This window comes from Bradyrhizobium sp. U87765 SZCCT0048 (assembly GCF_018131225.1).
GTDB lineage: Bacteria > Pseudomonadota > Alphaproteobacteria > Rhizobiales > Xanthobacteraceae > Bradyrhizobium_A.
Map to the genome: position 1 here is coordinate 1,601,338 of NZ_JAFCMM010000001.1, position 13,956 is coordinate 1,615,293.

Consider the following 13,956-nt stretch of genomic DNA (forward strand, 5'->3'; position numbering starts at 1 on the left):
TCGCGCCCCCCTGATGCGGTGGGGATCGCAGCGCTGCGGGTGCTCCCTCCATACGCCGGGAAACGGTTCGTCTACAAATTCATAATAGACATCATCAATATTCCGAAATGGTCACTCGTACAGCGCGTTCGAAAGCGTCTGCTCCATCACGTCCAGCGGCCGCGCCAGGCGCCCGAGCTGGCGCCGGCGAATGAACCAGGTCGAGACCGTGAGCTGGAGATCAGGAACGTTGAAGGCCTTGATCTTCTGCCGGGCCGGGATCTTCTTCACCTGGCTTGCCGGCAGCAGGCCAAAGCCCGCGCCGCGCGCCACCACGGACAGCTGCAGGTTCTTGCCGAACGCCTCGACGATCACCCGCGGCGGCCCAGCGCCTGCGCGTTCGAGCGCCTGCGTCAGCGCCACGCGGTAGCCGCAACTCTCCGGCTGGATCACCCACCCCACCTCGTTCAGCGCGCGCAGCGAACGCCAGCGTGTCGATGCATGGGCGCCGCCGCCGATAACCCGTACATTCTCGCGACCGAGGCAGCGCGCCGGCAGCTCGGTCCTGGGCGGGCCGTCCGTCAGCAGCGTGATGAGTGCGGCATCGAGACTGCCGGCATGCAGCCGCTCCAGCAGCGGCGCGGTCCAGTCGATGGAGATCTGGAGCGTGACATCCGGGAAGCCGGACCGCAGTTGGTCGAGAGGCCGCTCCGCCACGATTTCAGCGAGCGCGTGGGCAGTGCCGATGCGCAGGACCCCCGTCGGCGGCGCGGCCGGCGACACAGCATCCAAAAATGCTTCCGCCGCATCGAGAACCCGCCGACCGTGATGGAGAGCGGCCTGGCCGTCTTGGGTCAGGATCAACGGCTTGGTCTGCCGATCGAACAATGTCACGCCGAGCTCGAGCTCCAGCCGCTGAACCAGCCTCGACACCGCGGATTGAGTCATATGGAGCTGCCGGGCAGCGGCCTGCACCGATCCCGTCTGCGCGACTGCCACAAACGTGCGGATTTCGTTCAGCTTCACGGAAAGTCTCCTGCCGCCAACATTCCGGAACGGTATCATATGTTGGGGGACTGAAGCGACAGCCGGCGCGATGGCGCACGCCTTCCCGCGGGGCGCAGCCTCGCGCAGCCCTGCGATCAACGGCGCTCAATCATCGGGATCGACATCGGCATGGGCGCCGTCGAGATGCCGCCGACAAGGCGATCGCGCGCGATGGTACGGACCTGCGCATCCGCGCACGGGCCGGACGGCTCTCAGCCGGAGGCGACGAGCAACGCGACGAGGATGACATCGAGGACCAGCACCGCCGCGATGATCACTCCCCAGAACAGCCACACGGCGCGCTGACGCGATGGCCGCGCCGGCATCGCCATCGCCCGCCGGCGATTGAAAAGGCGCACCATTCGCAGGGAAACCTGCGGGACCGCAGGCGGCGGCGCGCCGAAGCGGCCGGGTGACGATTCCCGGATGCCACTCCCCGCACCGGGACACCGCCGTCCTCTGGCCCCCGCACCGCCAGACCGTCAATGCACCCGGGCACCCGCCGCGATCAGCGTGCGCACCTCGTCCTTGATCTGGTCGGACAGCGCGCGGTCCTCGAAGGCGTGGGGCGGCACGGTGATCTCGGCCGTCAGGTGGGCCGGCGCGCCGAACAACAGGAAGATCGCCTCGTCGATGCTGTGGGTGACGATCAGGAAGGTGGTCGACTGCGCCTGCGCCAGGGTCTTGAAGTCCTGCCGTAGCCGCGTCGCGGTGACGTCGTCGAGGGCGCTGAAGGCCTCATCGAGCAGCACCAGCTCGGGGCTCGGCGCGAACGCCCGCGCTATGTTGACGCGCTGGCGCATGCCGCCGAACAGCTCGCGCGGCAGCGCCTCCTTGAAGCCGGACAGGCCAACGGCGTCGAGCCACTTCGCCGCCGTGGCGCGGCGGTCCTTTTCCTGAACGCCCTGCCCTACAGGCCGAGCTGCGTCACTAATAGTGATCCACTATTTGCTGAACTCGATACGATCACGAATGAACTTCAGCATGCGGATAGCGAAGGCTTCGCTGGCGGGAACGAAGAAATTCGCGCTGCTCCCGAGAACCATCCGAAGGTCGCCGGTGATTTGCGCATTGAAGTGCACGGATGGAGGCGACACCCGAAGTGCAGCTCGAAAGTGTCCGCTTCAGCTGTTTCCGCTCGCGCCGATTGAACAGCGCTTCACAAAATCGTAGCGCACAGAAAGAAAATTCGTGAAGCGCGTGTCAATTCAACACTCCAGCAAAGAATCCCGCGTCCATCAACAAGCTACCCGATAGACGGCGCGGGTTTTTCCGCGAAATTCTGACATATGAGCTCCCCATTTTGAGGGACGCCGTCTTACGGTTAGAGGCGCGCCATCGTCACCAACGCCATAGAATCGGATCTTTGCGGAGACATCCAACCACGTCATGCGCCACCTAATGATTTGGTTTTCTCGTTTCGACAAAGATTCTGTAAGCATTGCTTTCCGACCACCACTGCGAATACCGGGCCTCCGATATCGCGAACGGCTTTAAGCGTTGAACGCCATCCGCTCGATCCAGGCAGAGGACTACGAAATACTCGCGTTCAATCTGATCCGGCGTATAGGGGTAGATAAATCGTCGTAGCTCGCCTGTGACAGCGAAGCGCACTTCGGCGACACGATCGGTCACCGCGTCTCCACGCAGAACTTGCAACAGTTTGATATGCGCCAAAAAGCGGTCGCGCGGCATGCGACTATTCTCCGCACCGGACTCGTCACGCCCGATCAGATAAGCCAAAGGGCGTTGGAGCTTCACCTTGGCGATGACAACGTCGCCAGCTTCTGTATAGAGAGGCGACAGATCACCATCGCTTGGCACTTCATCGAGAAAATAGGTGAAGTATCCAGCAATCTCCGCCAATTGTTGCAGCTCGGCAGCTGTAGACGACAGAGCAATCATAGAGGAAATGCCCCCGACCTCCTTTCCTCCGCGCTGCGGAACAACCCAAAGCGTGAGTGTCGCCACGATAAATCCGATGCGCCACCACAACACCACGGGCGTGAATGACCTGCTTCCCGTCATACCGCACAGCCTCATAGAAAGACTTCCTCCTAGAGCCTCTTATCATGAAAACCGGGCTTGCTTCGCATGATACTGTAAGCTGAGGCTTCAGCCTGCCAATTTTGATATTGCGTCTCGGAGATGGGGCGTTGAAACAGCCGCTGAATTCCATCCTTCTGATCGACAAACGTGATTACGTAGTACTCACGCGCAAGCTGCTCAGGGGCAAAAGGATAGATAAAGCGCTACTATCGGCACGAGAGCCAAACTGTATGTTGAATACGCTACCTACAGCGGCATTCCCGCTCCAAACCTTTAGTAATTGACTTCGGGTGAAGAAAATCGAGCGGGATGTCTTTTGGGAGCGCTCCCGAGACATCGCGACCTCCATTCCAACTCGGCGCCTCCTTGAGCAGTACCGTAGCAATCACAACATGCGTAGCTCCCGGGGGCCCTGCCGACGAAGCAAGATCGCGCGGCAATTCATCCAAAAAATAGGCTGAATAGCTCGCAGTTGCCTTCCTCGCTTCAACTGAGGTTGATTGACCGACATACATTGGTAAGGGCCCGGTTGCGGGGGTGGCGACATCGCGAACCGCTCCGCCTGTCCCCACCTCTGTAGCGTGAGCCCACTGAGCACCGAGCAGGACAAGTATCCCGACCGCACAACGCAGCGATCGATCTGCAAAGGTCGCCCGCAAGCCTCTGGTCGCAGATCAAAGTCGATTTGTACTAGAGCTCATGCAACAGCCAACTTGTATCGATGAATACAATCGGCTTCGACATTGTGATGCCCCCTGAAATTATTTTTGCTCAGATATTGGCGTTGCGGCAGCAGCACGGGGGCTTCCCCAATTTCCAGGTTCAGCACGTGTCTCGCAAATAACTTGTCTTCGGCGTGCGCGATAAAAGACAACCTAGGAAAAACGATATCAAACACGCGCGTAATTGCCGTCCATGCCATTTCCTCCTCGTCCTTTTGCTCTTCGCTAACAGCATCTGGAGCCGAGGCTATCTTCTTCATTCTCTCCCAAATACCGGGAGAGTGGTTCTCTAAGGCAGTGATCGCTTCCATAAGCTGCCCATCGGTATAGAACTTGCCCATGATAACGAGCGCCATCCCGCCTTTGAGGCCGCCGCTCCTCCCTCACCTCACCGCGATGAGACACGCGACAAGGATGACGTCCGCGACCAACACCGCGACAATCACCACAATCCAAAACAACCAGACCGCGCGCACGCGCCATGGCTGCGCCGGAATCGAAAATACCCGCTGCCGATTAAAAAGGCGTGCCACATTGGGGGAAAATCTGCGGGAACGCGCTCGGCGGCGCGCTGAGGCGGCCGGGCGACCGTACCCGGATGCCACCGCCCTTGCCCTGATACCGCCGTCCACTGGCCCCCGCACCATCGATGCGTCAATGCACCCGGGCGCCCGCCGCGATCAGTGTGCGCACCTCGTCCTTGATCCGGTCCGACAGAACGCGGTCCTCGTGGGCGTGGGGCGGGACCGCGATTTCGGCCATCAGGCGGGCCGGCGCGCCGAACACCAGGATGCGATTGGCGAGGAAGATCGCCTCGTCGATGCTGTGGGTGACGATGAGGAACGTCGTCGACTGGGCCTGCGCCAGCGTCTTGAAATCCTGCCGCAACCGCGTCGCGGTGACGTCATCGAGGGCGCTGAACGCCTCGTCCAGCAGCACCAGCTCGGGATTGGGCGCGAACGCCCGGGCGATATTGACGCGCTGGCGCATGCCGCCGGAGAGTTCGCGCGGCAGCGCCTCCTTGAAGCCGGATAGCCCCACAGCCTCCAGCCACTTCGCCGCGCTGGCGCGGCGGTCCTTCTCGGCCACACCCTGGATCTGCAGGCCGAACGCGGCATTGTCGGTGGCCGACAGCCACGGCAGCAGGCGATCTTCCTGGAAGATGCGGGTGATGTGGCCCTTCTTCTCGCGAACAAAATTCTGAACGGGCCGACCGTCGATCAGGATCTGGCCGGCATCGAGGGTCTTCAGACCGAGCAGGCAATCGAGCAGCACCGACTTGCCGGCACCGGTCGGCCCGACGATGGCGACATATTCGCCCGCGCGCACGGTGAAGCTGAGATCGGCAATGGCGGCGACATCGCCGCCATTGGCCTGGCGGAAGCTCTTGCGGGCGTGCTCGACCGTGAGCTTGGGAGCGGCAGCGGCGATCGCGCCGGTGGACGTTGCGATGGTCATCCCTGTTCTCCCCTTTAGTCCCGGCCCTGGCTCTCGCCGCGCCAGCGCAGCGTGACGCGCTCGGCGACCTCGATGCCCTGGGTCATGATCAGCGCCATCAGCACCAGGACAATGGTCCAGGCCAGCACCGTCGCCATGTCGAACACGTTCTTGGCGAGATCGAGCTCCTTGCCGATGCCGAGCGGCGCGCCGACGAGCTCGGCGACGATGACGGTGCGCACTGCGTTGCCGACATTGAGCTTGGCCGCCGTGAACGCCGACGCCTTGACGTAGGGCCACAGCAGCAGCCGGACGTGCTGGATCGGGTTGGCGCCGAACGCCAGCACCATGTCGGTGAGCTTGCGGTCGATGCTGCGGACGCCGTCATAGACGCAGTACACCGTCACCGGGGTGCACAGCACCACCAGCACGAAGCCGATGCGCAGTTCGGTGCTGGAGAACCAGATGATGACGATGATCACCCAGTTGAGCGCCGGCACGCCCATGATGAACTTGACGATCGGCCGGAGAAACTCGTCTGCCCGCCGCGACAGGCCGATAGCAAGGCCGATGGGAATGCCGATCACCAGCGACGCGGCGACCGCCACCACGAGGCGCGCCCAGGTGACCAGGCCCTGGGACAGCAGGTCCCAGGTGGTCAGGATGGTCCAGAAGCTCTTCGCAACGCTGCCGAGGCCCGGAAAAAGGTAGGGCTTGGTATAGAGCGAGGCGATCTGCCAGATGATGGCGATGACCACGAACGGCAGCACCGCGCGCAGTACGCGGCCAACGAGGCCGCGGCCACGCTTCGCCACCACCGCGGGTTTCACGGATCCGGCCGAGAGAGCGCCGTTGCTGCCCGGCGCGGGGCTGGTCGCGCTCGCCATGGTCAGCTCGCCCACTGGTGGTAGATGCCGTCATCAGGAAGGTCGTTGAGGAAGCCGACCTCCTTGAAGCCGCCGAACAGCGCGTCGAGGTTGGCCTTCTGCTCGATCGCCGGCTGGACCTCGAACTGAGTGATACCGAGGGTGCGGCTCAGTCCCAGCGCCTCACGCGACACGTGGGTGAACTCGGAGATCATCTTGTCGGCTTCATCGGGGCTCTGGTTGTAAAACTGCGCCGCCTCCTGCCACATCCTCATGGTCGCCGCCGCACGCCTGGGATCGGCATCGACCCAGTCCTTGCGCGCGTAGGCGCCAAGATACCAGACTGGTGCGCCATGCTTCATCCTGAGATGATCGCGGATGCCGTCGTTCATGTTGCCGACGAGGTGATAACCCTGCGTCAGCATGCTCGACAGCGCGGGATCGAACAGCAGGCCGGCATCGGCCTTCTCGGCCATCAGCTGGGTCTGCACCGCGGACGGCGGCGAGTTGATGACATTGAGGTTCTTGCGCGGGTCGAGGCCGTTCTGCTTCAGGAACAGCACCGCCATGCCATAAAATCCGGAGCTCGTCGTCGCCGCCACGGTCTTGCCTTCGAGATCAGCCGCCCGGATGATCTTCGGATCCCTGGCGATGAAGGCGTGGTTGGCGGTCGAGATCGTGAACAGCAGTTTCAGCGGCACGCCGCGGACATAGAAGTTGGCGCAGTTGTAGATCGCGCCGAAGATGTGGCTGGTGCGCGCCGCGGCGAGATCCGAATACAGCGTCGAGGGATCGCTATAGAGGTTGATGTCGAAGTCGAGGCCGTCCTTCTTGTCGAGCTCAAGCTTGCGAATGATCGGCACCAGGAACGAGCCGTTGGATGGCGGTGCGAGACCGCCGGCGCCCGAACGATTGACCTGCGCAAACGCAGACTGCGGCCGCAAGAGCCCAGTCGCGAACGCAGCGCCCAGACCAAGCGCTCCGGTGAATGCCCTGCGGGACACATGGCTGGCGGTCATCGACGTTCTCCTCGTATCTCTGAATTTTCAGATAGTCCGCGGCCGGAAATGAGGTCAAGACGAAGTCGTGGTCACCTCTTGCCGCCGAATTGATCGCTCCAGTGTCCGCTACGCGCACCGCGCATGCCAGCAATTCGCAGGGCTCAGGCCGCGTGCAATGACGCTGCGCGCGCCAGCGAATCCAGCATTGCAATCCGGCGCAGCAACTGACGCCCCTTCTCGCCATCCGCCGCGGCGGCGCGGATCTCATCGCGAAAGCGGGCGCGATCTGCCTCATCTTTCGCCTCAAGATTGCGCTTGTTGCGGATGGTGTCGCCCTGGATCGCCTGCATCGTCACGGTGCGGCGCTGCAGATCATAGTCCGCAAGCAGGCTCGCGTCGGCGCTGCCGTTGATCACCGGACCGAGCTTCCCGGTCAGATTGAGCGCATCGTGGATGCCGCCATTCATGCCCATGCCGCCGAGCGGATTGTTGATGTGGGCGGCATCGCCGACCAGGAATGTGCGCCCCTTCTGGAATGAAGTCGCAACACGCTGATGGACACGATAGAGCGTGGTGTGCTGGATCGCGGCATCGATCTGCGGCGGCACCACGCGGCGGATCGATTCCTCGACGTAGGCCGGCGACAACGCGGTCTCGTCGCTCATGTCGTTCGGCACCGGCATCATGACGCGCCAGGCGCCGATGATGCGCAGCAGGAAGTGCCAGCGCTCGGGATCGGCGACATAACTGACCGACGACACGCCGGGCCGCAGCGCGGTGAAATCGACCGGCGTGGTCATGACCAGGAAACGCTCCGGCCAGGTGAAGCCCTCGAAGGGAATGTCCTGCGCACGGCGCACGATGCTGTTGGCGCCGTCGGCGCCGATCAGCCAATCGCATTCGAACACCACTTCGAGGCCGGCCTGGGTCGCCGTCATCTTCACGCCATCGGCGGTCTGGGCGATGCCGGTCACCTCGCATTCGAATTCGATCGCGAACAACGGATTGTCGCGCAGCGCCTCGAGGACGATGCGCGTCAGCTTGAACTGCTCGGCCTGGAGACGGAACGGATGGCGGGTCAGATCGGAAATCGCGGAGAAGTCGAAGGTGCCGAGCAGGCCGTCGGCGGTCGAAGAGTACTGCACCGTCGGCGCCTTGAGGCCCTGGGCGATCAGCGCCTGCGCGAAGCCGAGATCGTCGAGCATGTCGAGCGTCGGCGGATGGAAAGTCGACGCTCGCGATTCGCGGCTGAGATCGCCACTCTTCTCCAGCACCAGGACCGGAATGCCCTGGCGCACCAGGCTCGCCGCCGCAACCATCCCGACGGGTCCCGCGCCCGCGACGATCACCGGATGCTTTGCACTGCTCATATCAAACCTCAAGCTTCAGACGTGTGGAAGGCGAACGACCGCGCCGCCGGCAGGACGGCGATCGCGCGGTGCGGGCAGCCGCGCCGGAGACGGACTGATGATCCGATCAGGCAGGATCGTAGTAGTGGATCTCGAGCAGCAGGCAGCCGCCGGTCGACTTGAACGGACCATGCCAGGCGCCGGGCGGGCGCACCGCGTAGGTATGGCCTGAGAAGGCCGTACCGCCCTCGCCATTGGCGTCGTTGCCGACGGTCAGATCGCCGGACACCAGGAAAACCTCTTCCCAGAAGTCGTGGACGATGGCCTGTGTGGTGAAAAGTCCCGGCGGGAACTTGAGGAGACGCGTGCGGCTGCCGCGCTTGTTCACCAGGTCGAGCGAGCCGGACAGGATTTTTTCCAGCGCGCCGGACTTTGGATCGTACCCTTCGGGAAGCTGCCAGCCGCCGGACATGTCCAGCGTGTGAAACTCATCGTGCAATTTGTTGATGGCCACGACAATCCTCTCGCAAAATCCGGGAAGCGGCCCGTCACCAAGCGACGCCGCCGCAGTCTTTCATGACATTGCCGACAGACGGCGCCGCGCAGTCGGACGCCTCTTCGCAGCCACGAGGACAGTGCGTTTGGACGGCTCCGGCGAACTATCCGCCACTGCCACCTGCCGCCTCGATCGGCCGGGTCCGATCAATGGCGGCTTGTGACCATGCCCGCAAACGATATATTCTGGAGACATCTTGAGTTTTTGGAATGAACTCGTTTCCGGGATGAACCCGTGCGACGCAAACTGCCCAGCATTTCGGCACTGACGGCGTTCAACGCGGCAGCCCGCCATCTCAGCATCACCCGCGCGGCCGACGAGCTGGCGTTGACGGAAAGCGCCGTGTCGCGCCAGATCTCGCAGCTCGAGGACCAGCTCGGCGTGCGGCTGTTCCACCGCATCAAGAAGCGTATCACTCTGACGCGCGCCGGCGCGGCCTATCGCACCCGCGTGGTGCAGATGATCGAGCGCATCGAACGCGACACCCAAGAGGTGATGGGTTATGAGGCCGACGGCTCGATGCTGGAGGTCGCCGCACTGCCGACCGTCGGCGCGGAATGGCTGATCCCGCGACTGCCCGACTTCTATGGGCGCCAGGCCGGCGTCACCGTACATGTCAGCGCGCGCAACCGGCGTTTCTTCTTCAGCGAAAGCGCGCTCGACGGCGCACTGTATTTCGGCCAGCCGGATTGGCCCGGCGCACGCGCGGACTATCTGTTCGACGAGGTGCTGTTTCCGATGGGCAGTCCGTCACTGCTCGGCCGTCTCAGCCGCATGACGCCGGACATGATCGGACGCCAGCGCCTGCTGCATCTGGTGACGCGTCCGGAAGCATGGCGACGCTGGTGCAACGACGCCGAAATCGGTGACGTCAACGTGCTGCGCGGACCGCGCTTCGACATCCAGTCGATGTTGATCAGCGCCGCCTGCTCCGGCCTCGGCGTCGCGCTGCTGCCGCGCTTCCTGGTCGCCAACCAGTTGCGTGCCGGCCAGCTCAAGGTGCTGTCGAACCTGTCGGTGCTGAGCGAGGGCGCATACTACTTCGCCTATCCCGAGGAGAAGACCGGCGACGCGCTGCTGACGTCATTTCGCGGCTGGCTGCAGACGCAGGCCGAAACGTTTCGTCATGGCAACGCGGCGCCGGCCGGCCGCGCGTCAATACGCGGCGAGCGGCGGTGAGGCTGGCGACGCGGAAAAGGGTAGCGCGGCTTTCCTCATGGTGAGGAGGCGCGCCAGCGCCGTCTCGAACCATGAGGCCGAGGCACTCGCCTCCGTTGCACGGCCGCTCCGGGCCTCATCCTTCGAGACGCCCGCTGCGCGGGCTCCTCAGGATGAGGAGATGAGCCGAAGGTCGCCGCAAGCAGCGTCGCCCATCGCGGCAAGCACGTCCGCCCGGCAATGACGCGGAACAGAGCCGCCCTCCTCCGCCGCTATTGCACCAGCCGCTGCCGCAAAACGCTCGCCGTCTCGCCGAGTTCCTGCGCGCTCGCCTGCGGCGGCATGGCGAAGCTGTCGAGGCCGTTGCGCAGATAGACCGCCGACGTCACGTCATGGGGCTGGTGCATCGGCAGGACATGGGCATGGGCGTGCGCGACATGAATGCCGGTATAGGCCATCGCCACGCGCTCGACGCCATAGAGCGCCTTCATCTCGCGTGCGAGGCGCTGCGCCACGGTGGTGATCCGCGTCGCGAGATCGGCGGGCAGGTCCTCGAACCAGGGATAGTGCGCCCGCGGGATGATCAGGGTGTGACCGGGGCGGACCGGATGGATGTCGAGAAAGGCGACGATGTCGTCGTCCTCATGCACCGCATGGCACGCCAGCTCACCGCGCGCAATCCGACAAAACAGACAATTTTCGCCGTTCATTGCCCCACCTGTATCTGTATGGCCGCCGACCCGACGCGGCGGCGCCGACATTGCCACAGCGACCGCGGCGGAGCGATGACAAACGTCGTGGGCGGCCCGGCGGGCACTGCAGACCGGCGGTTTTTCCTCATGGTTACGGCAACGCCCGCCTCTACGCCTCATGGTGAGGAGCGGCCCAGCGGGCCGCGTCTCGAACCATGAGGCCGAGACGCTCGCTTCCTTGCAAGACCGTTCCGGGCCTCATCCTTCGAAACGCCCGCTGCGCGGGCTCCTCGGAGCCTAACTCCAAAAGAAGCCAATGAAATTCGGCCTTCGTTGCACTCGTCATGGCCGGGCCTGTCCCAGCCATCCACGTCTTCCCTGCTGACAGGCTGTAAAGACGTGGATGCCCGGCACAAGGCCGGGCATGACGGAGACAAATCGACAGTTACAAGGATGAGGGGATGAGCGCTGCGCGGGCTGCTCAGGACGAGGGGGGCGACCCGGATGAGGGACAGACCCGGATGCGGGGAAAGACCTGGATGAGGAGGACAGATCGGGACGCCCGTGCCCCCCGCCCCTCAGTCGTTCGCGCCCTGGATCGCGTCGATCACGGCAGCGGTGACGTCGGCGGTGCGGGCGCGGCCGCCGAGATCGGGGGTGTGGAAGCGGGTATCGCCGGTGACGCGCTCGATCGCAGCCATCAGGCGGCGCGCGGCGGCGGCTTCGCCGAGATGGTCGAGCAGCATCACCGACGACCAGAACGTGCCGATGGGATTGGCGATGCCCTTGCCCGTGATATCGAAGGCCGAGCCGTGAATGGGCTCGAACATCGAGGGAAACGCGCCCTCGGGATTGATGTTGGCGGTCGGCGCGATGCCGAGCGAGCCGGCGAGCGCCGCGGCGAGGTCCGACAGGATGTCGGCGTGCAGGTTGGTGGCGACGATGGTGTCGAGCGTCTGCGGCTTCATCACCATCCGCACCGTCATGGCGTCGACCAGCATCTTGTCCCAGGCGACATCCGGAAACTCGGCGGCAACCGCGGTCGCGATCTCGTCCCACATCACCATGGCGTGACGCTGGGCGTTGGACTTGGTGACGACGGTGAGCAGCTTGCGCGGGCGCGACTGCGCGAGACGGAAGGCAAAGCGCATGATGCGCTCGACGCCGGCGCGGGTGAACATCGAGACGTCCGTCGCCGCCTCGATCGGCAGCCCCTGGTGCACGCGTCCGCCGACGCCGGCATACTCGCCTTCGGAATTCTCGCGGACGATGACCCAGTCAAGCTCACCGCCCGCGACATTGCGCAGCGGCGAGGTGATGCCGGGCAGCACGCGGGTCGGCCGCACATTGGCGTACTGGTCGAACGGCTGGCAGATCGCGAGCCGCAGGCCCCACAGCGTCACATGATCCGGGATCTCGGGATGGCCAGCCGAGCCGAACAGGATGGCATTGTGGTGGCGGATGAGATCGCGGCCGTTCTCCGGCATCATCCGGCCGTGGGCCTTGTAATACTCGCCGCCCCAGTCGAAGGTATCGACCGTGACGCCGAAACGGCCCTCGCGTTGCGCCAGCGCTTGCAGCACCTCGACGCCCGCGGAAATCACCTCGCCACCGATGCCGTCACCGGGAATAGCCGCGATCCTGTAGGTCTTCATCACAATCTCTCCGTATAGGGAACGAATTTTCAGGCCTTCACGACATTCGTGGCCGCCGGCCGCAGCAATGATCGGGACAGAACGAGCGTGAGCACCGCGGACAGCATCAGCAGCCCGCCGACGAAATAAAGACCGCCGGCGTAGCTGCCGGTCTGGTCCTTGATCCAGCCGATCATCGCCGGCCCGGCGAAACCACCGAGATTGCCGATCGAGTTGATGGTTGCGATGCCGGTCGCAGCGGCAGGTCCGGCGAGAAACAGTGTCGGCATGCTCCACAGCGGCGGCTTGGCCGCGCTGATGCCGACGTTGACCAGCGTCAACGCCGCGACCACGGCGAGCACCGTGCCGGAAACACCCGCGAGCAGCAGGCCGAACGCGGCGACGAGGCACGGCAGCACCACGTGCCAGGTGCGCTCGGCGGTGCGGTCGGAATGCCACGACCAAAGATACATGGCGACGACCGCCACGGTCGGCGGCACGGCGTTGAGCAGGCCGACCTCGAGATTGGACAGGCCAAAGCTCTTGATGATCTGCGGCGCCCAGATCCCGAGCGTGTAGAGGCCGGCGGACGTGCCAAAATAAACCAGTGCGAGGGCCAGCACGCGAATGTCGGCGAGGCCGCGCCAGATGCTGCCGTGGGATGCGCCCACCGCGCCGGCGCGCTCCGCAGCCATGGCGTGGACCAGCCAGGCGCGCTCGTCATCACCGAGCCAGTGCGCCTTCTCCGGCCGATCGGTCATGAAGGCGAGAACGACAAAGCCGAGCAGCACGGCCGGCAGCGCCTCGATGATGAACAGCCACTGCCAGCCCCTGAGGCCGCCGAGGCCATGCATCTCGAGCAGCGCACTCGATACCGGCGAGCCCAGCACCACCGACAGCGGCGCGGCCGCCATGAACAGCGAGGTGACGGCGGCCCGGCGGCGCGCCGGAAACCAGTAGCTGAGGTACAGGATGATGCCGGGAAAGAAGCCGGCCTCGGCCGCACCGAGCAAGAAGCGCAGCGCATAGAAGCTGGCCGGGCTCCAGACGAAGGCCATCGCACCCGACACGAGGCCCCAGGTGATCATGACACGCGCGATCCAGATGCGTGCGCCGACCTTGTCGAGCAAGATATTGGACGGCACCTCGAACAGAAAGTAGCCCCAGAAGAAGATGCCCGCGCCAAAACCGAACACCGCGGACGTGAAGCCGAGATCCTTGTTCATGGTCAGCGCCGCGAAACCGATGTTGACGCGGTCGATGTAGGCGACGAAGTACAGCAGCATGACAAAGGGCACGATGCGCCACGACACCTTGCGCATCACCCGCCGTTCGAGCCTGTTGTCCATCGACGTCTCCCCTGCATCGGCCTTGAGCCTGATTGATGGAGCCCGTTCGGACGAGCTCGTTTGGCCGGCGCAGCGCAGCGCCGTGCGTTGGGCAACCTAGGGGTGGTATGGGCCAGC

At 64.1% G+C, this 13,956-nt stretch carries 14 protein-coding genes; 1 reads left to right on the forward strand and 13 read right to left on the reverse strand.

From position 1 onward, the window contains the following. Positions 1–111 precede the first annotated feature (111 nt). From JQ639_RS06920 to JQ639_RS06965, 10 genes are all read right to left on the reverse strand, one after another. Positions 112–1,125, reverse strand: a complete 1,014-nt coding sequence (locus JQ639_RS06920; RefSeq protein ID WP_211965241.1) for a LysR family transcriptional regulator — start codon at positions 1,123–1,125, stop codon at positions 112–114. A 113-nt stretch (positions 1,126–1,238) separates the two neighbouring features. Further along, positions 1,239–1,388, reverse strand: a complete 150-nt coding sequence (locus JQ639_RS06925) for a hypothetical protein (protein WP_211965244.1) — start codon at positions 1,386–1,388, stop codon at positions 1,239–1,241. Positions 1,389–1,508: 120 nt separating this feature from the next. Beyond that, the gene (locus JQ639_RS35505) at positions 1,509–1,967 is read right to left on the reverse strand and encodes an ATP-binding cassette domain-containing protein (RefSeq protein WP_211966502.1); all 459 of its coding nucleotides are present in this window, start codon (positions 1,965–1,967) and stop codon (positions 1,509–1,511) included. Between the two features lie 457 nt (positions 1,968–2,424). Continuing rightward, positions 2,425–3,054 carry a hypothetical protein gene (locus tag JQ639_RS06935; RefSeq protein WP_211976437.1) on the reverse strand — a complete coding sequence of 210 codons (630 nt, stop codon included), beginning with the start codon at positions 3,052–3,054 and terminating at the stop codon, positions 2,425–2,427. Between the two features lie 718 nt (positions 3,055–3,772). Further along, positions 3,773–4,138 (reverse strand): hypothetical protein, encoded by a 366-nt coding sequence (locus tag JQ639_RS06940; RefSeq protein WP_211965257.1) that lies wholly within the window; start codon positions 4,136–4,138, stop codon positions 3,773–3,775. Between the two features lie 313 nt (positions 4,139–4,451). Continuing rightward, the gene (locus JQ639_RS06945) at positions 4,452–5,255 is read right to left on the reverse strand and encodes an ABC transporter ATP-binding protein (RefSeq protein WP_211965259.1); all 804 of its coding nucleotides are present in this window, start codon (positions 5,253–5,255) and stop codon (positions 4,452–4,454) included. A gap of 14 nt (positions 5,256–5,269) precedes the next feature. Next, the gene (locus JQ639_RS06950; RefSeq protein WP_211965261.1) at positions 5,270–6,121 is read right to left on the reverse strand and encodes an ABC transporter permease; all 852 of its coding nucleotides are present in this window, start codon (positions 6,119–6,121) and stop codon (positions 5,270–5,272) included. A 2-nt stretch (positions 6,122–6,123) separates the two neighbouring features. Continuing rightward, positions 6,124–7,119, reverse strand: a complete 996-nt coding sequence (locus JQ639_RS06955; RefSeq protein ID WP_211965270.1) for an ABC transporter substrate-binding protein — start codon at positions 7,117–7,119, stop codon at positions 6,124–6,126. 143 nt (positions 7,120–7,262) lie between these two features. Then, positions 7,263–8,471 (reverse strand): FAD-dependent oxidoreductase, encoded by a 1,209-nt coding sequence (locus tag JQ639_RS06960; protein ID WP_211965273.1) that lies wholly within the window; start codon positions 8,469–8,471, stop codon positions 7,263–7,265. Between the two features lie 106 nt (positions 8,472–8,577). Next, on the reverse strand, positions 8,578–8,964 hold the full coding sequence (locus tag JQ639_RS06965; RefSeq protein ID WP_211965275.1) for a cupin domain-containing protein: 387 nt from the start codon (positions 8,962–8,964) through the stop codon (positions 8,578–8,580). A 276-nt stretch (positions 8,965–9,240) separates the two neighbouring features. On the opposite strand from JQ639_RS06965, the gene JQ639_RS06970 reads away from it, so the two are divergent. Beyond that, positions 9,241–10,185 carry a LysR substrate-binding domain-containing protein gene (locus tag JQ639_RS06970; protein ID WP_211965277.1) on the forward strand — a complete coding sequence of 315 codons (945 nt, stop codon included), beginning with the start codon at positions 9,241–9,243 and terminating at the stop codon, positions 10,183–10,185. A gap of 251 nt (positions 10,186–10,436) precedes the next feature. Here the strand turns inward: JQ639_RS06970 and JQ639_RS35800 are convergent, their stop codons facing one another. The 3 genes from JQ639_RS35800 to JQ639_RS06985 form a co-directional block, all read right to left on the reverse strand. Beyond that, the gene (locus tag JQ639_RS35800; protein ID WP_371745028.1) at positions 10,437–10,814 is read right to left on the reverse strand and encodes an HIT family protein; all 378 of its coding nucleotides are present in this window, start codon (positions 10,812–10,814) and stop codon (positions 10,437–10,439) included. A gap of 620 nt (positions 10,815–11,434) precedes the next feature. Continuing rightward, positions 11,435–12,511 (reverse strand): tartrate dehydrogenase, encoded by a 1,077-nt coding sequence (locus JQ639_RS06980; RefSeq protein WP_211965281.1) that lies wholly within the window; start codon positions 12,509–12,511, stop codon positions 11,435–11,437. Between the two features lie 29 nt (positions 12,512–12,540). Next, positions 12,541–13,839 (reverse strand): MFS transporter, encoded by a 1,299-nt coding sequence (locus tag JQ639_RS06985; RefSeq protein WP_211965283.1) that lies wholly within the window; start codon positions 13,837–13,839, stop codon positions 12,541–12,543. Positions 13,840–13,956 lie beyond the last annotated feature (117 nt).

Bases quoted from the DNA above. Each gene is read 5' to 3' on its own strand.
- JQ639_RS06925 (WP_211965244.1), bottom strand. From the start codon at position 1,388: ATGGTGCGCCTTTTCAATCGCCGGCGGGCGATGGCGATGCCGGCGCGG.
- JQ639_RS06935 (WP_211976437.1), bottom strand. From the start codon at position 3,054: ATGACGGGAAGCAGGTCATTCACGCCCGTGGTGTTGTGGTGGCGCATC.
- JQ639_RS06940 (WP_211965257.1), bottom strand. From the start codon at position 4,138: ATGGGCAAGTTCTATACCGATGGGCAGCTTATGGAAGCGATCACTGCC.
- JQ639_RS06945 (WP_211965259.1), bottom strand. From the start codon at position 5,255: ATGACCATCGCAACGTCCACCGGCGCGATCGCCGCTGCCGCTCCCAAG.
- JQ639_RS06950 (WP_211965261.1), bottom strand. From the start codon at position 6,121: ATGGCGAGCGCGACCAGCCCCGCGCCGGGCAGCAACGGCGCTCTCTCG.
- JQ639_RS06955 (WP_211965270.1), bottom strand. From the start codon at position 7,119: ATGACCGCCAGCCATGTGTCCCGCAGGGCATTCACCGGAGCGCTTGGT.
- JQ639_RS06960 (WP_211965273.1), bottom strand. From the start codon at position 8,471: ATGAGCAGTGCAAAGCATCCGGTGATCGTCGCGGGCGCGGGACCCGTC.
- JQ639_RS06980 (WP_211965281.1), bottom strand. From the start codon at position 12,511: ATGAAGACCTACAGGATCGCGGCTATTCCCGGTGACGGCATCGGTGGC.
- JQ639_RS06985 (WP_211965283.1), bottom strand. From the start codon at position 13,839: ATGGACAACAGGCTCGAACGGCGGGTGATGCGCAAGGTGTCGTGGCGC.